The following is a 20,353-nucleotide window of genomic DNA, read 5'->3' as shown; positions in this document are numbered from 1 at the left end:
ACCTTGCGCGGGCTCGGCGAGGTCATGCGGCGTCGTCCTCGGCACTGCCCCCACCGGGGCCGGCCGTCTCGTGCACGGGCTCGCCGTTGATCCGGCCGCTCAGCGGGATCTCGGGCTGCTCGCGGTGCAGCCGGGCGAAGCCGCTGCGGTGGAAGATCAGCGGCTCCCGCCCCCGGCCGTCGGAGTGGGAGTGCAGCTCCAGCAGCACGACCAGGTGGTCCCGGCCTCCACCTCGCTGTGGATGGTGCAGGTGAAGGTGGAGACCGCGTCGTCGAGGAGTACGGCGCCTCCGGGGGCCGCGGACAGGGCCAGCCCGTCGAAGCGGCGCTCGGCCGGCCCCGCGAGCTGACGGCACACCGCGTCCTGGTCCTCGGCGAGCACGCTGACCCCGAGCTGCCCGGCGGCCCGCAGCCGCGGCCAGGTCGAGCTGGAGGTGGCCACGCACAGCGAGACCAGCGGCGGGTCGAGGCTGACGGAGGTGAACGAGCTGGCGGCGATCCCGACCAGGGACTCGTCCACGCGGCCGGCGACGGCGACCACGCCGGAGGGGAACTGACCGAACGCGTCGCGCAGCGCGCGAGGGTCGGTGACGGCGGGGAGGTCGGTGTCGTGGTCGAGGGTGGCGGTCATGCGAGGGCTCCTTCGGTCGCGAGGGAAGAGACCAGCGGGCGGGCCTGGGCCAGCCAGTCGGCGGAGGCGGAGGGGTCGTCGTAGCGCTGCTCGGGGAGGCTGAGGCCGCGGACCGGAACGCTGGCGCCGAGCTCGGTGAGCACCGGCCGGAGGAAGACCTCCGGGGCCATCGCGTGGCCGGGCCCGGCGGCGAGCATCAGCGGCACCGCGACGGTGCCCGTCAGGCCGCCGCCGGGGATCCGGTCCAGGAACAGCTTGAGCAGCCCGGTGTAGCTGCCCTTGTAGGTGGGGCTGGCCACGACCAGCACCCGCGCCGCGCTCACCCGGGCGACGGCCTCGTCGACCCGGGCGTCGCTCCAGTCCAGCAGCGCGGGGCCGAGCTCGGCGAGGTCGACGACCGGGTCGGGCTCCCCCACCAGCTCGCGGGCGAGCAGGGTGGCGGCCTCCAGCGTGCGCGAGGCCGGTTTGGGGTTGCCGACCAGGACGGCGATGTCGGGGCGGCTCACGACGCTGCCTTCCCGGCCGCGGCGAACGGCACGGACTGGGTGCGGCCGGTCGCCGGGGCGGGGTGCTCCCACACGCCGCGCTCGGCCAGGATCGGTAGCACGCCCTCGCCGAACCAGTAGGCGCCCTCGAGGTGGGGGTAGGCCGAGAGCACGAACTCCTCGATCCCGAGGTCGGCGTACTCCTGAATCCGGTCGGCGACCTCCTCGTGGCTGCCGACCAGCGCGGTGCCGGCGCCGCCGCGGAGCAGCCCCACGCCCGCCCAGACGTTCGGGTGGATCTCCAGGTCGTCGGTGGAGCCGCCGTGCAGCTCGAGCATCCGTCGCTGGCCCTCCGAGCCGCTGCGGCGCAGGCCCTCCTGCACGGTGCGGATGGTCTCGGGGTCCACGCCCTCGATCAGCCGGCGCGCCTCGGCCCACGCCTCCTCGGAGGTGTCGCGGGTGATGGTGTGCATCCGGATCCCGAAGCGGACCTCGCGGCCCTCCTCGGCGGCCAGCTCGCGGATCCAGGCGATCTTCTCGGCGACCGCGGCCGGCGGCTCGCCCCAGGTGAGGTAGACGTCGGCGTACTTCGCCGCGACCCGGCCGGCGGCCGGGGAGGAGCCGCCGAAGTAGATCTCCGGGAGCGGGTCGGGCCGCTGGAGGAGAGTGGCGTCGGCGACCTGCAGGTGCTTGCCCTCCACGGTGACCGCGTCCTCGCGCCACAGCCGGGTGACGATCTCCAGGAACTCCGCGCACCGCTCGTAGCGGGCCTCCTTGTCCTCGAAGTCGCCGTACATCCGCTGCTCGTGGTCCTCGCCGCCGGTGACGACGTTGAGGAGCAGCCGGCCGCCGGTGAGCTGCTGGAAGGTGCCGGCCATCTGCGCCGCGAGGAACGGGGAGACCAGGCCGGGTCGGAGCGCGACGAGGAAGCGCAGCCGCTCGGAGACCTGGCTCAGCATCGCGGTGGAGAGCCACGCGTCCTCGCACCACGCCCCGGTCGGCGTGAGCGCGGCGTCGAAGCCCTGCGCCTCGGCCGCGCGGGCGACCTGCCCGAGGTAGGGGACGTCGGCGGGCCGCCCGGCCGGGCCGGGGCCCATCCCGTGGCCGCCGCCGACGATGTGCCGGCCGTCGCCGCCGTTGGTGGGCAGGAACCAGTGGAACTTCAGCATGGGATGCCTCTCTGGTCGAGGGGTGAGGGAGTCGGTCAGATCTGGCCGTGACGGGGAGGGAGGACGCCGTCCACGGCGAACCGGCCGAGGTGCTGGACCTTCCAGCCGGCGGGGTCGTGCAGGGTGTGCGTGCGGGCGTTGCGCCAGTGCCGGTCGAGGTTGAGCGGCTCGAGCGCCGAGCGAGTTCCGGCGACCTCGAACAGCCGGGTGCCGGCCTCCAGGGACGCCTGCGTGGTGGCGGCCCGGGCCGCGGCCACGGCGAGGCTGGCCTCGCCGGCGCTGCGCTCGTCCAGGTCGGCGTCGGCGCGGTCGACCGCGCGGGCGGCCTCGGCGACCAGTGCCTCGGCGCCGCGGACCGCGAGCTCGACCTCGCCGAAGGCGTGCACGACGAGCGGGTCGTCGGCGGCCCGGCTCACCCCGGCGTCGGGGTAGGGCCGCGCGCTGGTGGTGACGATCTCCGCGGCGTCCCGGAGCGCCGCGCGGGCGATGCCGGCGTCGATCGCCGCGTGCAGCACCTGGGCGAACGCGCCATAGGTCGACGGACCGTCGAAGGTCTCGGCCCAGTCCATCACCAGCGCGTCCGGCACGGCCACGTTTTCCAGCACGACCGACCCGGAGGCGGTGGTGCGCTGGCCCATGCCCTGCCAGTCGTCGGTGACGGTGACGCCGTCGGCGTGCCGGTCCACCCACGCGACGACCAGCGGTCCGCCCTCGTCGCGGTGCGCGAGCACCGGGATCCGGTCGGCGAACAGGGCGCCGGTGCAGTAGGACTTGGTGCCCTCCAGCCGCCAGTCACCCTGCCCGTCCGGGTGCAGGGTCGTGCGCAGGTCGCGGACGTGCTTGGTGCCGGCCTCGGCCTGGGCGTTGCCGAACGAGGCGCCGTCGAGCACCTCGGCGAAGAGGGTACGGCGCAGCTCGTCGTCGCCGCGCAGCCGCAGGGCGTTGGCGAAGACGAAGTGGCTGTGCGGGATCTGGGCGATGCTCGGGTCCCCGGTGGCGAGCAGTCGGAAGACCTCCGCGACCGTCTCCACGGCGAGCCCGGGGCCGCCGTACTCCCGCGGGACGGTGATCGCCAGCAGCCCGGACTCCTTGAGCATCGCGATCTCCCCGTGCGGGATGATCCGCTCCGCGTCGCGGACGCCGGCCTCCTTGGCGAACAGGGTCGCCAGCTCGCCGGCGACCTCCACCGCGCTGGTGGAGGTCAGGACGGGCGCGCTCATCGGGCCGGCTCCCGCTCCGCCGCCTCCATCTCGCGGACCAGCGGCAGCACGTTCTCGCCGAAGTAGCGCACGTCGTCGTGGAAGTGCAGGAAGCCACACAGGATGAGGTCCGCGCCGCGGCGCTTGAGCTCGACGATCCGCTCCGCGACCTGCTCGGGGGTGCCGATGAGGCCGGTGCGGAAGCCGTCGTTGTACTGCACCAGGTCCTCGAAGTTCGAGTCGGCCCACATGCCCTTGCCGTCGCCGGTGGAGCTGCCGGCCTGCTTGACCGCCGCGCCGAAGCCCTCCACCGCCTCGCGGTCGGCCTTGGCGACGATCTCGCGCAGCACGTCCTTGGCCTCGGCCTCGGTGTCGCGGGCGATCATGAAGCCGTTGAGGGCGAAGCGGACGTCGCCCTCGCGGCCGTGCACCTGGGCGACGTCACGGACGTCGCGCACCTGCTCCTCGAAGCCGTCGGGGGTGTTGCCGTTGGCGAAGTACCAGTCGCTGACCCGGCCGGCCATGCCCTTGGCGTCGGTGGAGTTGCCGCCCTGGAAGATCTCCGGGTGCGGGCGGCCCTCGGAGGCCAGCGGCTTGGGCTTGAGGTCGAAGTCGTGCAGGCGGTAGAAGTCGCCGTTGAACTCCGCGTGCTCGGAGGTCCAGATCTCCCGGACGTAGCGGATGAACTCCTCCGCGCGGCGGTAGCGCTCGCCGTGCTCGAGCCAGGGCTCGCCCAGCTTGGTGAACTCGTCCTTGAACCAGCCGGAGACGACGTTGATCGCGGCGCGGCCGCCCGAGAGGTGGTCGGCGGTGGCGATCCACTTGGCCAGCACGCCCGGCTGCCACAGGCCCGGGTGGATCGCGGAGATCACCTTCAGCCGCTCGGTGGCCAGCAGCAGCGCCAGGCTGAAGCTGGTGGACTCGTGCTGGTAGGCGGCGCCGTACGACGCCATGTAGCGCACCTGGGTCAGGGCGTAGTCGAAGCCGTTCTGCTCGGCGAGCTGGGCCAGGGTCTTGTTGTACTCATACCCCCAGTCGGTGCGCTGCTCGATGGTGCTGACCACCAGCCCACCGCTGACGTTGGGCACCCAGTAGGCGAACTTCACCGGCTCGCGGCGGGTCGGATCGAGGTCGGGCATGACACTCCTTGGTCGGGCTCGAGGGATCGGATTGGTCGTCTCGGGGAGTCGATTCGTTCTAAGTCGACAGAATTACTATTCTTTTCCTCGAACTCAAGTCAGCGGGGGCGGCGCGCCGCCTTCGTCTGCCGACGGGGTGACAGGCAACGCCTTGCACGCCTGCCACGCCGGACCTCCCACGCCCGCCTCCCTCGACTCAGGAGCCCGCCATGCGCCTGGACCAGCTCGACTACCTGACCGCCGTCACCCGCCACGGCTCGCTGCGCCGCGCCAGCGAGGAGCTGCACCTGTCCCAGCCGGCGCTCAGCGAGGCGATCAGCAAGCTGGAGCGCGACCTCGGGGTGACGCTGCTCGACCGGCGGCGCTCGGGGGCGCGGATCTCGCACGAGGGCCGCGAGCTGCTGCCGCACCTGGCCGAGGTGAGCGAGGCGGTGGCGCGGTTGCGTACGGCGGCCGGCGGCGTCCCGGGTGCCCGGGTCGTCCGGGTGGGGACCGTCGGCGCGGCCACCTCGACCCTGCTCGCGCCCGCGGTGCAGGCGATGCGCGCCGAGTGCCCCCAGGCCAGCGTGGAGGTCACCAGCCTGCAGCAGGCCGAGATCGACGAGCGGCTGGTCGAGGGCACCCTGCACCTGGGCCTGGTCAACACCCTGGACGGGGACGACGACCCGGCCGGGCTGCGCAGCACTCCCCTGCTGCACGGCCAGGCCGTGGTGGTGCTGCCGTCCGGGCACCCGCTCACCGCGGGCGACACCGTGAGCGTGGAGGACCTGCGGGCCCACCCGTTCGTGGCGATGCGCGAGGGATACCTGATGGCGCGGGTGGCGCGACGGGTCTTCGGCGAGCACCCGCCCGCCGTACGCTTCACCACCGACGGGGCCGACCTGGGCAAGCTGATGGTGGCCGAGGGCGCCGGGCTGGCGCTGCTGCCCGGCTTCAGCGTGGACGGCGACCCGCTGCACCGCTCGGGGCAGATCACCCACCGGCCGCTGTCCGGCACCTCGCCCGCCGTCACCCTGCGGCTGCGCAGCCGGGCCGGGGCGTCACGCCTGCCCGAGCCGGTGCAGGTGCTCGGGCGCTCGCTGCGTCAGCTGGCGACCCGCGCGGCGTAGCCGGTCTCGGTGCGCTCCAGGATCGGCGCGAGGTCGAGGCCGGCCGGCAGCGTGCCGAAGGCCCCGCCCCAGTCGCGGTCCAGACGGGTCGCACAGAACGCGTCGGCGACGGCGGCCGGGGCGTGCCGCAGCAGCTGGGAGCCCTGGAGGACCAGCGCCATCTGCTCCACGATCCGGCGAGCGCGCAGCTCGATGTCGTCGAAGGAGGTGAGCTCCTTGCGCAGCCGGGCCAGCGCGTCGTCGTACCTCGCGTCCGCCCCCGCAGCCAGGTCGGCCTCGGCGAAGAACGCGTCGACGGTGTGCGGCTCGCGGGCCATCGCGCGCAGCGCATCCAGGGCCGCGACGTTGCCCGAGCCCTCCCAGATGGAGAGCAGCGGCATCTCGCGGTAGACGCGGGCCAGGTCGAAGTCCTCGATGTATCCGTTGCCGCCGAGGCACTCCAGCGCCTCGCCGACGGCCATCGGCGCGCGCTTGCAGACGTGGTACTTCGTCACGGCGAGCGCGATCCTGCGCAGCGCGGCCTCGCCCTCGTCGCCGCGGACCGCGCGGTCGTTGGCTCCGGCGAGCCGCATCATCACGGTGGTCGCCGCCTCGGACTCCACAGCGAGGTCGGCGAGCACGTTGCGCATCAGCGGCTGGTCGACCAGGAGCCTGCCGAAGGCGGAGCGGTGGCGGGCGTGGTGCGCGGCCGCGGTGAGCGCCGTCCGCATGCCGGCGGCGGCGCCGATCACGCAGTCCAGCCGGGTCATGTTGACCATCTCCACGATGGTGCGCACGCCGCGCCCCTCCTCGCCCACCAGCCAGCCGACGGCGGCGTCGTACTCGATCTCCGAGGACGCGTTGGAGCGGTTGCCGAGCTTGTCCTTGAGCCGGACGAAGCGCATCGCGTTGGCCTCGCCGCCGGGCAGGACGCGCGGCACGAGGAAGCAGGTGACGCCTGCGTCGGTCTGGGCCAGGGTGAGGAACAGGTCGCTCATCGGCGCGCTGGTGAACCACTTGTGGCCCCGCAGGACATGGGTGCCGTCGGCCTGGGGTACGGCGGTCGTGGTGTTCGCCCGCACGTCGGAGCCGCCCTGCTTCTCGGTCATCGACATGCCGGCGATCAGGCCGCGCTTGGTCTCGGGGTCGCGCAGCCCGGGGTCGTAGGTCCGGTTGGTGAGCAGCGGCTCGAAGCGGGCGGCCAGCTCCGGGTTCGCCCGCAGCGCCGGGACGACGGCGTAGGTCATCGAGATCGGACAGCCGTGGCCGGCGTCGACCGACCAGGTCATGAACCTCGCCGCGCGCGCGACGTGCGCGCCCGGCCGGTCGTCGGCCCAGGGGGCGCCGTGCAGGCCGTGCTCGACGGCGGTCTCCATCAGCCGGTGGTAGGCCGGGACGTACTCCACCTCGTCGACCCGGTGGCCGTAGCGGTCGTGGGTGTGCAGGCGCGGCGGGACCCGCTCGGCGAGCCGGCCCCAATCGCGGGCCTCCTCGGTGCCGGCGAGACGACCGAGCTCGTCGATCTCCGGCAGGGCCCAGGCGGCGCCCTCGCGCTCCACGCCCTCGCGCAGCGCGGGGTCGGCGGCCGTGTTGTGCCCGACCAGTGGCGGGACCTGGTTGAAGACCTCGTGCGTCATGACCCAAGACATTACATTCTTAGTGACAGATGTGTCGATAGACGTAGCGTGCGATCATGCCGCCATGGCTGCGGCTCCCCTCTCGGCGCGCTCGGTCGTGCTCTCTCTGCTGCTGGGGTCGCACCCCGAGCCGCTCTCGCCCGCCCAGCTCACCCGGGCCGGCGACCACTTCGGCATCCCGGCCGCCACACTGCGGGTCGCGCTGACCCGCGCCGTCGCGGCGGGCGACCTGGTGCGGGCGGACGGCGACTACGCCCTGGGGGCCCGGCTGGTCGGCCGTCAGCGCCACCAGGACGAGGCGGTCGAGGACGCCGAGACCGCGTGGGACGATGCGTGGGAGATGGCCGCGGTGACCGTCACCGGGCGCACCGGGGCCGCGCGCGCCGCCCTGCGCGAGCTGCTGACGTCGTACCGCCTCGCCGAGCTGCGCGAGGGGCTGTGGCTGCGACCGGCGAACCTGAGCCGCCCGCGGGAGTACGCCGGCGACCCGGTGCTCGCCACCTTCCTCGGCCGGCCCGACGGCGACCCCGCCGAGCTCGCGGCGCTGCTGTGGGACCTCGACGGCTGGGCGGCCGAGGGCCGGCGACTGGTCGACGCGCTCGCGGCCACCGCCGAGCCGGCACCCCGGCTGGCCGCGGCCGCCCACCTGGTGCGGCACCTGGCGCACGACCCGCTGCTGCCGTCGGCACTGTTGCCGCCCGATTGGCCGGGCGCCCTGATGCGGTCGACCTACGCCGACTACCAGGGCGAGCTGCGGGACCTGTCGGGCGTGAACTAGCGCCGACTCGGGGTCAACAAGCGCCGACTCGGCGGAACCGGACGGCTCCCGGGGCCGTCGTACTCAGCATGACCCAGACCTCCGGCCCCCGGCTGCGGCACCTCAGCGCCCTGGCCGTCGCGGCCGCCCTCCTCGCGGGCTGCTCCGGAGGCGCGGAGTCGGCCGGGAGCGACGCGGAGTCGGCCGGGGGCGACGCGATCGCCGTCGACACGGCGGCATCGCAGCAGCTCCGGGACCGGGCCGGCGCCACCCCCGCTGCGCTGGAGACTCAAGAGAAGGTGGTCTCGACCGGGACCGTGGCGGTCTCCAGCCGGCACGTCGAGCGGGCGCTGCGTCGGGTGTCGCTGGTCGTGGACCAGTACGGCGGCCAGGTCGGCAACGAGCGCACCGAGACCGACGACGACGGCGCCCCGGTGTGGGCGCGACTGGTGGTGCGGGTGCCGGTCGAGGAGTTCGACGGCGCGCTGGCCGACCTCAAGCAGATCGGCCGGTTGCAGTCCTCCTCCCGCAGGTCCACGGTCGTCACGGCGGAGTACGTCGACCTCGAGGCGCGCGTCCGTGCCCAGGAGCGCAGCCTGCGCCGGGTGGAGCTGCTCTACCGCCGCGCGCAGTCGATCCGGGACATCATGGCGATCGAGGGCGAGGTCGCGACCCGGCAGGCCGAGCTGGACTCGCTCAAGGGCCGGCTGCGGGTGCTCGACGACAAGACGCAGCTGTCCACGATCACCGTGCACGTGGAGCAGCGGACGACCGCGACGGCGCCGGAGCCGGAGCAGGCCGGGTTCCTCGCCGGGCTGCGCGCCGGCTGGGACGGCCTCACCGGTCTGCTGGTCGGCGCCGCGACCCTCCTCGGCGCCGTGCTCCCCTTCACCCTCGTCCTGCTGCCGCTGGGTCTGCTCGCCTGGCTGGGGTTGCGCCGATTCCGGAACGCGCGCCGCCCGGCCTAGGGTCGGGGCGTGGACAACGACACGACCGGGACCGAGCGGATCGCCGTACTCATCGACGCGGACAACACCTCGGCGAAGTACGCCGAAGAGATCCTGCAGGAGCTGGCGAAGTACGGCACCCCCACGGTCAAGCGCGCCTACGGCGACTTCCGCTCCCCGCACCTGAGCGGGTGGAACAAGGCGCTCAACGCGAACGCGATCCGGCCGATGCAGCAGCACGCCTACACCGTCGGCAAGAACTCCAGCGACTCCGCGCTCATCATCGACGCGATGGACCTGCTCTACGCCGGGAACGTCGAGGCGTTCGCGATCGTCTCCAGCGACTCCGACTTCACCAGCCTGGCCACCCGGCTGCGCGAGTCCGGCAAGACCGTCTACGGCCTCGGGCGCCGCAAGACGCCGGCGTCCCTGCAGGCGGCGGTGAACAAGTTCGTCTACCTCGAGGTGCTCGCCGAGGCCGACGACGAGGAGGAGAAGTCGGCCGAGCCGTCGGAGGGTACGGCGAACGGCGAGACCTCCGACGAGGCGCCGGCCAAGCGGGTGAACCTGCAGTCCGCGCTGACCAAGGCGATCAACGCCACCTCCCGCGACGACGGGTGGAGCACCCTGTCCGCCGTCGGCCAGACGATCAACCGCACCCACGCGGCCTTCGACCCGCGGGACTTCGGCCACCAGAAGCTCAGCACCCTGGTCGCCGCGCAGGGCTACCTGGAGACCGAGACGACCGAGGGCCGGATGCTGGTGCGGCTCAAGCAGAAGCGGAAGGCCCCGGCGAAGAAGGCGGCGAAGGCTCCGGCGAAGAGGACGACGGCTCAGAAGTCGGCCGCCACGACTGCACGAACTCGGTGAGCCGCTTGAGCTGATCGGGGTCGGTCGCGGGGATCACCCCGTGGCCAAGGTTGAAGATGTGCCCCGGCGCGGCGCGCCCGGCCTCCAGCACCTCCCCCGCGCGCTCGAGCATCACCTCGGTCGGCGCGAAGACCAGGGTCGGGTCCAGGTTGCCCTGCACCGCCCGGCCGCCGACCTGGCCGATCGCCGCGTCCAGCGGGGTGCGCCAGTCGACGCCCACGACGTCCGCGCCGGCCTCCCCCATCAGGCCCAGCAGGTTGCCGGTGCCGACGCCGAAGTGGATCCGCGGCACCCCCAGCTCGCCGGCGGCGGCCAGCACGCGCGCGGAGTGCGGCTGCACGGAGGCGGCGTAGTCCCGAGGTGTGAGCGCGCCCGCCCAGGAGTCGAAGAGCTGCACCGCCGAGGCACCGGCCTCGACCTGGACGCGGAGGTACTCGGCCGCGATGCCGGCGATCTTGCGCATCAGCGCGTCCCACACGTCGGGGGCGCCGAACATCATCGCCTTGGTGCGGGCGTGGTCCTTCGAAGGGCCGCCCTCGACGAGATAGGACGCGACGGTGAACGGGGCGCCGGCGAAGCCGATGAGCGGGGTCGAGCCGAGCTCGCCGACGAGGCCGCGGACCGCCTCGGTGATGAAGGGGACGTGGTCGGCGGTGAGGTCGGGGATCGCCTCGACGTCGGCCAGCGTGCGCACGGGGTCGGCGATCACCGGGCCGACGCCGGGCTTGATGTCGAGGTCCACCCCGACCGCCTTGAGCGGCAGCACGATGTCGGAGAAGAAGATGGCCGCGTCGACGCCGTACCTGCGCACGGGCTGCAGGGTGATCTCCACGACCAGCTCGGGGTCCATGCAGGACTCGAGCATGCCGACGCCCTCGCGGACGGCGAGGTACTCCGGCAGCGACCGGCCCGCCTGGCGCATGAACCACACCGGCGTCCGCTCGCCCTGCTCGCCGCGGGCGGCCTGGAGGAACGGGGAGTCGGCGAGGGTGCTCACCGGTGGATCTTCGCAGGTCAGGCGGCGTGTTGGCACATCGTGGCGCGAGGGGTGCGCCTACGGTGAGGCGCATGGCCGTGCGTCAGGACGCGCCCCCGGGGACGGGCGCGGGTGAGACGCCTCGCGAGTTCGCCGAGGCGGTCCGTGCGCTGCGCACGGCGCGGCTGCGACCCGAGGTGACCTCGGAGGAGATGCCGGCCCCGCAGCGGATCGCCCCCTTCGCGACCGCGCTGTCCGCGGACGTCACCGTGGACGCCGAGGAGATCGCGACCGGCCGGCTGGTGCTGCTACACGATCCCGACGGGAACGACGCCTGGGGCGGTACCTTCCGGTGTGTGGCCTATGTCCGCGCTGACCTCGACCCGGAGATGATCACCGACCCGCTGCTCGCGGCCGTCGGGTGGGACTGGCTGACCGAGGCCCTGGAGGCGCACGGCGCCCGGTTCACCGCACCCTCGGGCAGCGTGACCCGGGTCGCGACCGAGAGCTTCGGCGGGATGGCGGACGAGGAGGCCACCGCCCAGATCGAGATCCGCGCCTCCTGGACCCCCTGCGACGCCGCGGGGGCGTCGTACGACGTCGTGCCCGAGGTGGCCGCGCACGTCGAGGCCTGGGGCGAGCTGCTGTGCACGGCGGCCGGGTTGGAGCCGGTGCCCGAGGGCGTCACGAGCATGCCCAGTCGTCGCGGGCAGCGCGGCGGCGGGCGCTAGCTCGATGCCCGACTCCGAGGAGACCCCGCCCGAGGCCGAGCGCCCCCAGGCCCCCCTGCTGCTGCTGCGCGACGGCCTCACCGACGTGGTCGACACCCCCGAGGAGCTCACGGCGACCGCGACCGGGCTGGCCGCGGGCTCCGGGCCGCTGGCGATCGACGCCGAGAGGGCGTCCGGCTACCGGTACACGAACCGCGCCTACCTCATCCAGCTGCGCCGCGAGGGCGCCGGCACCTCCCTGATCGACCCGATCGCGTTCGATTCGGTCGCGGAGATCCAGCAGGCGACCGCGGGCACGGAGTGGATCCTGCACGCCGCCACCCAGGACCTACCCTGCCTGCGCGAGGTGGGGCTGCGGCCGACCAGCCTTTTCGACACCGAGCTCGCCGGGCGACTGCTCGGCTATCCGCGGGTCGGGCTGGCCACCCTGGTCGAGGAGCTGCTCGGCCAGCGGATGCGCAAGGAGCACTCGGCGGTGGACTGGTCGACCCGGCCGCTGCCCTCGCCCTGGTTGGAGTACGCCGCCCTCGACGTCGAGGTGCTGGTCGAGCTGCGCGACGTGCTCGCCGCCCAGCTCGCCGAGGCCGGCAAGGAGGAGTGGGCACGGCAGGAGTTCGAGCACCTGCTCTCCTTCGAGCCGGTGGTGCGCAAGGAGGCGTGGCGGCGTACGTCGGGCGCCCACAAGGTGCGCGGCCGCCGGGGACTGGCCGCGGTGCGGGAGCTGTGGCTGACCCGGGACCGGATCGCCCAGCAGCGCGACGTGGCCCCCGGCCGGATCATCCCCGACTCCGCGCTCGTCGCCGCGGCGCGGGCGATGCCCACCTCGGTGCGCGCGCTGATCGCCACCGACGGCTTCCACGGACGCGGAGCGCGCCGCTACGGCCGCGAGTGGATCGCCGCCCTGGACCGGGCGCGCGAGATGGAGGAGAAGGAGCTCCCCAGCCGCGCCGGCGGGCGCAGCGACGGTCCGCCCCAGCCGCGGGTCTGGGCGGAGAAGGACCCGGTCGCTGCGGCTCGCCTCACCCGTGCCCGCGCCACGGTCGCCGAGCTCGCCGAGGAGCTGAACCTCCCGACGGAGAACCTGATCACCCCCGACAGCCTGCGGCGACTGCTCTGGGAGCCGCCCGCCACGCGCGGGGAGGACCTGAGCCAGGCCGTCGACGCCCAGCTCGCGTCGTACGACGTGCGCCCCTGGCAGCGCGAGCTCACCGTGCCCCTGCTCGTCGAGGCCGTCCTGGCCGCCGAGTCTGAGCAGCAGACGGATTGATGATGGACAGATCAGCTGTCACCTGCGCTTGCCGCAGACCCATGCTCGCCTGCAGCCTCGTGGCGTACGGGGGTGCGGTGGTTGTTGCAGAGGAGGCAGCGTGACGGCCTCGCTGACGGGTGAACTCACCTTCGGTCACCTGCTCGCTGCCGCGGGACTCGACCCGAGGGACGTGGTGGTCATCCGCCATACCTACACACCAGGCGGCCTGCAGAGCGAGGCCGACCTCACGCCGGAGAGGCTCCTCGCCTACACGCGGCGGCAGGGCGCGGGACCCAACCACAAGCTCGGCAAGGTGCCCCGCCCGCTGTGGCTCTGCTTCATGGCTGACGGCAGGAGGCGGTCGCGCTACCTCGTCGCCTACGAGAACCACGGGGAGGTCGTGGAGGAGCGGACTGAGGATCTGCGCTTCTTCGACCTCCGCCCCTCCGAGGCGCTCAGTGCCCTCGCTCACCGCCTCGTGGTCGAGTGGTCCAAGGACGCCGTGAACTGGGCGAAGAGTGGCGAGAGCGCGTCGACCTTCCCGGTTGTGGAGATTGCTGACCCCGAGGTGGTCGCCTTCCCCGGCTTCGACAGTGTGTTGCTCACCTACAGCGAGCTGCAGACCATGGTGGAGGACTCACGCTACGCGGCGTGGCGCACCGCCCTCGGCTCTGTGCAGGGCATCTATCTGATCGCCGACACACGGGACGGCAGGCTCTATGTCGGCAAGGCGGATGGTGGCGAGCGCATCCTCGGGCGGTGGAGCCAGTACGCGAAGGACGCCCACGGCGGCAACGTCGCGCTCAAGGAGCTGGCCGTCGACCCCAGCCACCGCCAGCACTTGCAGTTCAGCATCCTGCGGGTGTTCGGTCCGAGCGTGCCGACCGCCGAGGTGGACGCCGCGGAGGCGCACTACAAGCGAGCGATGCTCACGCGGAAGTTCGGGCTCAACCGAAACTGACCTCACGACGGTCACCCGACTCACTCGGTCGGCGACTCCGTCGCGGTCTCGGGCGAGAGGACGCGCCGGGAGGCGGCGTCGATCTCGGTCGTCAGGGACGGCAGGTCGAGCACCGGCTCGGTGAGCAGCTCGCGCAGCTGCGGCTGCACGGCGCGGTTGACCGCGTCGGGGTCCACGCCCGGCGGCTGCCGCTCGACGTTGCGCATCCCGGCGACGAATGCCGCCGCGTTCTGCGGGTCCTCCCAGCTCTGCAGGAAGTCCGGCGAGCTCGCGACGACCACGCTGGCCGGCACGGTACGGCCGGCCCGGGCCAGCCCGCGCAGCGTGGACTCCGAGAGCGCGAACGCCATGAAGTCCGCCGCGGCAGCGGTGTCCTCGGTGTCGGCGTCCAGGCACATGCCCTCGAGGCTGCCCACCGTGGCGCCGGAGTCGAGCACCGGCATCGGCATCACGTCGAAGCTCAGGTCCTCCTGCTGGCGCAGCCGGGGCGTGAGGTCGCGGTAGCCCGTGATCATCGCCAGGTCGCCGTCCATGAACATCTGCTGCGGCGTGGTGTCGGCGAGGTCGACCTGGGTGGGGGTGAGCTGCGCGTCGCGCAGCACCGTGAGGGTCCGCTCCAGGGCAGCACGGCTCTCCTCGCTGGAGAACGCGAGCGAGGTGGGCTCCTCGGTGTCGTCGTACACCTGCCCGCCGCCGGACAGGATGAAGGGCGCGAGGCCGTCCAGCGTGGGGTCGACGTACACCCCCTTGATCGCCCGCCGCGGCTTGGCGGCGAAGTCGGCCGCGGCGGCGAACTGGTCGAAGGTCCACCGCTCCATCGACGAGGGCACGTCGAGCCCGCGCTTGCGCATCGTCGCGAAGTCCACCAGATCGGTGTTGACGTAGACGACCCGCGGCGACATCGACAGCGGCATGCAGGCCAGCGACGTCCCGACCGAGAAGCCCTCCATCGCGTCGCGGGAGAAGTCGTCGCCGAAGTTCACGCCGCGCTCGTCGAGGAGCTCGTCGACGGGCTGGGTGAGCTCCTGCTCGAGGTACCACGACAGGTTGCGCTGATTGAGCATGAAGACGTCGGGCACGTCCCGGTCGGCGCGCATCGCCGCGTCGGCCTCGCGCCAGCTCGGCCAGCTCTTCAGGCGTACGTCGGCGCCGTAGACGGAGTTGTAGGAGTCGACCGCCGTCTGCCAGGTCTCGATCTCCTCGGCGTTGCCGAAGACCCCGAAGGTCAGTCGGGTGGGCTCACCGGTGGGCGAGGGCCGGTTCGACGGCGTCGTCGACGGGGTCGCGCTCTGCGTGCTCTTGCTCGGGTCGTTGCGCGGCTCGTCCGGTCCGCCGGTCGTGCACGCCGTCGTCAGGGTGCCGACACACAATGCGGCGACGGCTCCGGCCAGACGGCTCCTGGCATGCACCCGACCGGGCTCCTCTCGTGCGCGCGGGCGCCTCCATCGGCGCCCGTGAACCGCCCAGCCTAGTGGGGAGGGACTAGTTTTCCATTCATGGTGGATGTGACCTACGCACCGCAGGACGACGAGCGGCCCGACCCCGGCGAGGTGGTGTGGGCCTGGGTGCCGTTCGAGGATGACGCCGGGCAGGGCAAGGACCGGCCGGCGCTGCTGCTCGGTCTGGTGACCGGCGACTCCTCCCGGTGGTACGCCCTCGGCCTCACCAGCAAGGACCACGACCGGGACGAGGCCCAGGAGGCCGCGGCGGGTCGCTTCTGGATGGACGTCGGCACCGGCGCCTGGGACTCCCGCGGCCGGCCGAGCGAGGTGCGGCTGGACCGGCTGCTCGTGCTGCCCGCCTCGGGGATCCGCCGGGAGGGCGCCGCGCTGGAGCGCGCGATCTTCGAGGCGGTGGTCGCCGCGGCGGCGGAGTACCACGACCTGGAGCTGCGGCGATGAGCCGGCCGTTCCACCGGCCGATGCAGCCGGGTGACGCGTTCTTCGACCACCAGGAGTCCGGCGTCGACCCTCTCGCGCTGCGCGAGGCCGCGGACCGGGCGGCCACGCTGATCGTCCGCGGCGCCCGGGAGAGCGAGGACGACCAGGTCGCCGACCGGCTGCTCGCGCTCGCCCGCACCGAGGGCCTCGAGACGCTCGCCGAGCTGTGGGCGGGCGCGTCCCCGGAGTCGCTGGCCGGCTGCCTGTGGCGGCTGTTCGCCCTGCGGGAGTGGGTGTACGCCGACCCGCGCGGCGCCGCCGACCAGTTCGCCGCCGGCCGGGCCAGCGCCGAGTTCGCCCGCGTGGTCGCCGGGGTCGCCGACCCGCCCGGCCCGGACGAGCTGCGGGAGATGGTGGACCAGGTCCTCCGCGGGATCGCCGAGCGCGACTTCGCCGACGTCCTGGTCCGCGCCGCCGCCTTCGCCCGGGTCATCGCGACCGGGCGCGCCTCGCTGCCGGTCCCGCACGAGGACGTCGTACGCATGCTGTCGGTCGCCGAGCAGCTCGAGCGCGGCGCCGCCCTGGAGCGCCGCGGCGATCTCGACTGACGCTCACCGCCGCTCTCCCCCCACGTTGTGGGGCGTCGTAGACTGGCAGACGGTGTGCCGGACCGCGGCAGCCCCGGGTCCCAACATCAGCCGCTACGAGCGGCCACGCGCCGTGAGGCGCTCCCGGTCCGGCACACCTCTCACCCGGTCGCGGCGGCCAGCGCCTTGCGGATCCGCTGGTCGCTGACCTTGCCCTGCGTGCCGAGCTGCTGGGCCCACAGCTGGATCCGGTACTCCTCGACCAGCCAGCCCACGTCGGCCAGCTCCCGCCCCACCGGCCGCCCGGGCGGCAGAGCGGCGACCTGGTGCAGGTATCCGTCCTGCAGATCGGCGATCTGGGCCATCAGCTGCCGGTCCCGGGCGATGCCCTGGGCGTCCTCGGCCATCCGGCGCCGGCGCTCCTGCAGCGCGGAGAGGTACGCCGGCACCCGCCGCAGCCGGGCCGCGCCCGCGTCCCCGACGAACCCGTCGTAGACCAGCCGGCTCAGGTGCGCCTGCATGTCGGTCAGCGAGGTGAGGGTCTGCATGTCCGCGCGCCCCGAGAGCGCCCGGTCGGCCTCGCGCCACGCCGCCAGCACCGCGGTCAGCGTCGGCACCAGGGCCGGCAGGTCGGTGGGCAGCGAACGACGCAGGCCGGCCAGGAGGGCGTCGTACTCCTCCTCGGTGCGCACGGGCGGCGCCGCGTCCACGGCGTCGACCACGAGGGCCCGGGCGGCGTCGGCGAGCAGCCCGCCGACCCAGGAGTACGGCGACCCCGCGAGCGCCAGCTTCTCGGCGTTCCCCAGGCCGGCGACGATGCCGGTCACCGTGCGCTCGACCTCGGGCGCCAGGCCCAGGAGCAGGAGCCGGACCACCCCGGCCCGGTGCCGGGCGTCCGCCTCGCGTCGCGAGCCGAAGACCCGCAGCCCGACCGTGGTGCCCTCGTCGACCAGCGCGGGGTAGGCGGAGACCACCTGGCCGGCGCGGCGGGTGCTGAACGACTCGGCGACGGTGCCGAAGACCCACCGGGTCTCCCCCGTGCGGGTCGCCCCGTCGGCGGCCGCGGCGTCGGCGACCGCCTCCTCGACCGCGGGGCGCAGCGGCGCCTTGAGCGCGTCCAGGTCCTTGCCCCGCGCGGCCTCGCGGCCGTTCTCGCCCATGACCCGGAAGGTCGGGCGCAGGTGCGGCTCGACCCTGGACCAGTCCCACGCCTCCCGCGGGATGACCACGCCTGTGGTCGCCAGCGCCCACCGCTCCAGCGCGTCCAGCAGCGGCTCCTCCCCCGCCGGGGTCGCCGCCAGGAACTCGCGCGCCTTGTCCGGCGCGGGGACGAAGCTGGTGCGCAGCTGCTTGGGCAGGCTGCGGATCAGCGCGGTGACCAGCTCCTGGCGCAGGCCGGGCACGTTCCAGGAGAAGTCGCCCGCGTCGACCTGGTTGAGCGTGGCGACCGGCAGATCGATGGTCAGGCCGTCGTCGGCGGCGCCCGGCTCGAAGTGGTAGCCGATGGAGAAGTCCAGCCCGTCGCCCACGGTCCACCGGGTCGGGAAGTCGTCCTGCCGCACCTGGTCGGCCTGCTCGTGGGTGAGCATCGCCGGGTCGAAGGTGAGCAGGTCCGGGTGGGCCTGCCGCTCCTGCTTCCACCACCGGTCGAAGTGCGCGCCGCTCACCACCTCGGCGGGGATCCGGGCGTCGTAGAAGTCGAACAGCGTGTGCTCGTCGACCACCAGGTCGCGACGCCGGGCGCGGTGCTCGAGCTCCTCGGCCTCCTCCAGCAGCCGCCGGTTGCGGTGGAAGAAGCGGGCGCGGGTGTCCCACTCGCCGTAGACCAGTGCATGCCGGATGAACAGCTCGCGCGCGAGCACCGGGTCGATGCGGCCGTAGTTGACCCGTCGGTCGGCGACCAGCGGTACGCCGTACAGCGTGACCTTCTCCTGCGCCATCACCGCCGCGCGCCGCCGGCTCCAGTGCGGCTCGGAGTGCTGCCGCTTCACCAGGTGGCTCCCCAGCCGCTCGGCCCACTCGGGCTTGATCGCGGCGTTCTGCCGGGCCCAGAGGCGGCCGGTCTCGACCAGCTCGCCGGCCATGAGGAACTGCGGGTTGCGGCCCTTGAGCCCGCTGCCGGGGAAGATCGCGAAGTGGGTGCCGCGGGCGCCGAGGTACTCCCGCGGACCCGGTCGCCGCTCCTTCCCTCGCGCGCCCGGTCGGGGCTTCTCCCGCTCCTCCAGCGCGCCGATCTGGCTGAGCAGCCCCGACAGCAGCGCCTGGTGGATGCCGTCCTCGTCGCGGGCCGCGCCGGACGTCATACGCTCCGGGGAACCGCTTCCCCGTTCCGTATGACGTCCCGCCGGCTTGCCCAGGTCGATCTTCATCTCCTTGCAGACCTGCCGCAGCTGCGACTCCAGCTCCTGCCACTCCCGCACGCGCAGGTAGTTGAGGTGCTCCCGCTTGCACATCCGGCGGAACGCGCTCGAGGAGAGCTCGCGCTGCTGGGCGCGCAGGTAGTCCCACAGGTTCAGCCAGGTGAGGAAGTCGGAGGTCTCGTGCCGGAAGCGGGCGTGCGCCTGGTCGGCCTGCGCCTGCTCCTCGGCCGGCCGCTCGCGCGGGTCCTGCACCGAGAGCGCGGCCACGATCACCAGCACCTCGCGGACGCAGCCGAGCCGCTCGGCCTCCAGGATCATCCGGCCCAGCCGCGGGTCGATCGGCAGCCGGGCCAGCCGCCGGCCGAGCCTGGTCAGCCGGGGCCCGGGCGCGAGCGCCCCGAGCTCCTCGAGCAGCTGGACGCCAGCGGTGACGTGGCGACGGTCCGGCGGCTCGACGAACGGGAAGTCGGCGATCTGCCCCAACCCCAGTGAGGCCATCTGCAGGATGACGCTCGCCAGGTTCGTCCGCAGGATCTCCGGGTCGGTGAACTCCGGGCGCCCCTCGAAGTCCTCCTCGGAGTAGAGACGGATCGCGATGCCCGCCTCCAGCCGCCCCGAGCGCCCCGATCGCTGCTGGGCCGAGGCCTGGCTGATCGGCTCGATCGGCAGCCGCTGCACCTTCGTCCGCGCGGAGTAGCGGCTGATCCGGGCGACGCCGGAGTCCACGACGTACCGGATGCCCGGCACGGTCAGCGACGTCTCCGCGACGTTGGTGGCCAGCACGATCCGCCGGCCGGGGTGCCCGCTGAAGATCCGGTGCTGCTCGGCGGCGGAGAGCCGGCTGAACAGCGGGAGCACCTCCACATGGCCGGCCAGTCCGGGCGGTCGGCCGCCGTCGCGGTCCAGCCCGAGTCCGGCGTACAACGCATCGGCGGTGTCCCGGATCTCCCGCTCGCCGGGGAGGAACACGAGTACGTCGCCCGGCCCCTCGGTCGCGAGCTCCTTGACCGCCTCGACCACGGCCTCGGTCTGGTCGCGGACGATGGGCTCGCCGTCCTCGTCGTCCTCGGGCAGCTCCATCAGCGGGCGGTAGCGGATCTCGACGGGGTAGGTGCGCCCCGACACCTCGATGATCGGCGCCGGTCGCCCCTGCGCGTCGGCGAAGTGCGCGGCGAACCGCTCGGGGTCGATGGTCGCGGAGGTGATGATCAGCTTCAGGTCCGGGCGCCGCGGCAGCAGCCGCTTGAGGTAGCCGAGGAGGAAGTCGATGTTGAGGCTGCGCTCGTGCGCCTCGTCGATGATGATCGTGTCGTACTTCCGCAGCTCCCGGTCCCGTTGGAGCTCGGCGAGCAGGATGCCGTCGGTCATCAGCTTGAGCTGGGTACGGCGGGAGGTGCGGTCGTTGAACCGGACCTGGTAGCCGACCGGGCTGTCCTCGCCCAGGCCGGTGCCGAGCTCCTCGCCGATCCGCTCCGCCACCGACCGGGCGGCGATCCTCCGCGGCTGGGTGTGCCCGATCAGGCCCTGGCGGCCGCGGCCCAGCTCGAGCGCGATCTTGGGCAGCTGGGTGGTCTTCCCCGACCCGGTCTCGCCGGCGACGATGACGACCTGGTGGTCGCGGATCGCCGCGGCGATGTCGTCACGGCGCGCGCTGACCGGCAGCTCGGGTGGGTAGGAGATCTTCACAG

At 73.4% G+C, this 20,353-nt stretch carries 19 protein-coding genes; 9 read left to right on the top strand and 10 right to left on the bottom strand.

Going from position 1 to position 20,353, the window contains the following annotated elements:
- Positions 1-22: 22 nt before the first annotated feature.
- The 6 genes from K8W59_RS03280 to sfnG are packed head-to-tail and all read right to left on the bottom strand — an operon-like array spanning position 23 to position 4,622.
- On the bottom strand, positions 23-208 hold the full coding sequence (locus K8W59_RS03280) for a hypothetical protein (RefSeq protein ID WP_223397330.1): 186 nt from the start codon (positions 206-208) through the stop codon (positions 23-25).
- Positions 157-630 (bottom strand): flavin reductase family protein, encoded by a 474-nt coding sequence (locus tag K8W59_RS03275; protein ID WP_223397329.1) that lies wholly within the window; start codon positions 628-630, stop codon positions 157-159. The genes K8W59_RS03280 and K8W59_RS03275 overlap by 52 nt, the downstream gene beginning before the upstream one ends.
- The gene (locus K8W59_RS03270; protein ID WP_223397328.1) at positions 627-1,136 is read right to left on the bottom strand and encodes an NADPH-dependent FMN reductase; all 510 of its coding nucleotides are present in this window, start codon (positions 1,134-1,136) and stop codon (positions 627-629) included. The genes K8W59_RS03275 and K8W59_RS03270 overlap by 4 nt, the downstream gene beginning before the upstream one ends.
- Entirely contained in the window at positions 1,133-2,284 is a 1,152-nt protein-coding gene (locus tag K8W59_RS03265; protein ID WP_223397327.1) for an LLM class flavin-dependent oxidoreductase, read from the bottom strand. Before K8W59_RS03265 ends, K8W59_RS03270 begins: the two co-directional genes overlap by 4 nt.
- Before the next feature lie 35 nt (positions 2,285-2,319).
- Positions 2,320-3,504: an SfnB family sulfur acquisition oxidoreductase gene (locus K8W59_RS03260; RefSeq protein WP_223397326.1), complete on the bottom strand. Its 1,185-nt coding sequence runs from the start codon at positions 3,502-3,504 to the stop codon at positions 2,320-2,322.
- On the bottom strand, positions 3,501-4,622 hold the full coding sequence (gene sfnG / locus K8W59_RS03255; protein WP_223397325.1) for a dimethylsulfone monooxygenase SfnG: 1,122 nt from the start codon (positions 4,620-4,622) through the stop codon (positions 3,501-3,503). Before sfnG ends, K8W59_RS03260 begins: the two co-directional genes overlap by 4 nt.
- A gap of 209 nt (positions 4,623-4,831) precedes the next feature.
- On the opposite strand from sfnG, the gene K8W59_RS03250 reads away from it, so the two are divergent.
- Positions 4,832-5,731, top strand: a complete 900-nt coding sequence (locus K8W59_RS03250) for a LysR family transcriptional regulator (RefSeq protein ID WP_223397324.1) — start codon at positions 4,832-4,834, stop codon at positions 5,729-5,731.
- Here K8W59_RS03250 and K8W59_RS03245 read toward each other — a convergent pair.
- The gene (locus K8W59_RS03245; RefSeq protein ID WP_223397323.1) at positions 5,707-7,347 is read right to left on the bottom strand and encodes an acyl-CoA dehydrogenase family protein; all 1,641 of its coding nucleotides are present in this window, start codon (positions 7,345-7,347) and stop codon (positions 5,707-5,709) included. The genes K8W59_RS03250 and K8W59_RS03245 overlap by 25 nt on opposite strands.
- A gap of 64 nt (positions 7,348-7,411) precedes the next feature.
- Here K8W59_RS03245 and K8W59_RS03240 point away from each other — a divergent pair, with 64 nt between their 5' ends.
- The 3 genes from K8W59_RS03240 to K8W59_RS03230 all read left to right on the top strand — a co-directional run bounded on the left by K8W59_RS03240 (position 7,412) and on the right by K8W59_RS03230 (position 9,921).
- Positions 7,412-8,125, top strand: a complete 714-nt coding sequence (locus K8W59_RS03240) for a PaaX family transcriptional regulator C-terminal domain-containing protein (RefSeq protein ID WP_223397322.1) — start codon at positions 7,412-7,414, stop codon at positions 8,123-8,125.
- A 68-nt stretch (positions 8,126-8,193) separates the two neighbouring features.
- The gene (locus K8W59_RS03235; RefSeq protein WP_223397321.1) at positions 8,194-9,072 is read left to right on the top strand and encodes a DUF4349 domain-containing protein; all 879 of its coding nucleotides are present in this window, start codon (positions 8,194-8,196) and stop codon (positions 9,070-9,072) included.
- Between the two features lie 9 nt (positions 9,073-9,081).
- Positions 9,082-9,921, top strand: a complete 840-nt coding sequence (locus K8W59_RS03230; protein WP_223397320.1) for an NYN domain-containing protein — start codon at positions 9,082-9,084, stop codon at positions 9,919-9,921.
- Here the strand turns inward: K8W59_RS03230 and hemE are convergent.
- Positions 9,821-10,918: a uroporphyrinogen decarboxylase gene (gene hemE, locus K8W59_RS03225; RefSeq protein ID WP_223397319.1), complete on the bottom strand. Its 1,098-nt coding sequence runs from the start codon at positions 10,916-10,918 to the stop codon at positions 9,821-9,823. The genes K8W59_RS03230 and hemE overlap by 101 nt on opposite strands.
- 71 nt (positions 10,919-10,989) lie before the next feature.
- On the opposite strand from hemE, the gene K8W59_RS03220 reads away from it, so the two are divergent.
- From K8W59_RS03220 to K8W59_RS03210, 3 genes are all read left to right on the top strand, one after another.
- Complete coding sequence (locus tag K8W59_RS03220) at positions 10,990-11,628, top strand: DUF3000 domain-containing protein (protein WP_223397318.1); 639 nt, start codon at positions 10,990-10,992, stop codon at positions 11,626-11,628.
- Positions 11,629-11,632: 4 nt separating this feature from the next.
- Positions 11,633-12,895 (top strand): ribonuclease D, encoded by a 1,263-nt coding sequence (locus K8W59_RS03215; RefSeq protein WP_223397317.1) that lies wholly within the window; start codon positions 11,633-11,635, stop codon positions 12,893-12,895.
- Positions 12,896-12,995: 100 nt separating this feature from the next.
- On the top strand, positions 12,996-13,838 hold the full coding sequence (locus tag K8W59_RS03210; protein ID WP_223397316.1) for a GIY-YIG nuclease family protein: 843 nt from the start codon (positions 12,996-12,998) through the stop codon (positions 13,836-13,838).
- 20 nt (positions 13,839-13,858) lie between these two features.
- Here the strand turns inward: K8W59_RS03210 and K8W59_RS03205 are convergent, their stop codons facing one another.
- On the bottom strand, positions 13,859-15,208 hold the full coding sequence (locus K8W59_RS03205) for an ABC transporter substrate-binding protein (protein ID WP_223397315.1): 1,350 nt from the start codon (positions 15,206-15,208) through the stop codon (positions 13,859-13,861).
- Between the two features lie 126 nt (positions 15,209-15,334).
- Between K8W59_RS03205 and K8W59_RS03200 the strand changes: the two genes are divergently transcribed.
- Both K8W59_RS03200 and K8W59_RS03195 read left to right on the top strand, forming a co-directional pair.
- Positions 15,335-15,739 (top strand): type II toxin-antitoxin system PemK/MazF family toxin, encoded by a 405-nt coding sequence (locus tag K8W59_RS03200; protein WP_223397314.1) that lies wholly within the window; start codon positions 15,335-15,337, stop codon positions 15,737-15,739.
- Positions 15,736-16,326 carry a hypothetical protein gene (locus K8W59_RS03195; protein ID WP_223397313.1) on the top strand — a complete coding sequence of 197 codons (591 nt, stop codon included), beginning with the start codon at positions 15,736-15,738 and terminating at the stop codon, positions 16,324-16,326. The genes K8W59_RS03200 and K8W59_RS03195 overlap by 4 nt, the downstream gene beginning before the upstream one ends.
- A 140-nt stretch (positions 16,327-16,466) precedes the next feature.
- Here the strand turns inward: K8W59_RS03195 and hrpA are convergent, their stop codons facing one another.
- Entirely contained in the window at positions 16,467-20,351 is a 3,885-nt protein-coding gene (hrpA, locus tag K8W59_RS03190; protein WP_223397312.1) for an ATP-dependent RNA helicase HrpA, read from the bottom strand.
- Positions 20,352-20,353: the final 2 nt, after the last annotated feature.

Source organism: Nocardioides rotundus (genome assembly GCF_019931675.1).
GTDB classification, from domain to species: Bacteria; Actinomycetota; Actinomycetes; order Propionibacteriales; family Nocardioidaceae; genus Nocardioides; species Nocardioides rotundus.
The sequence above is the reverse complement of the archived record's forward strand: the minus strand, read 5'-3'. Positions and strand labels throughout refer to the sequence as shown.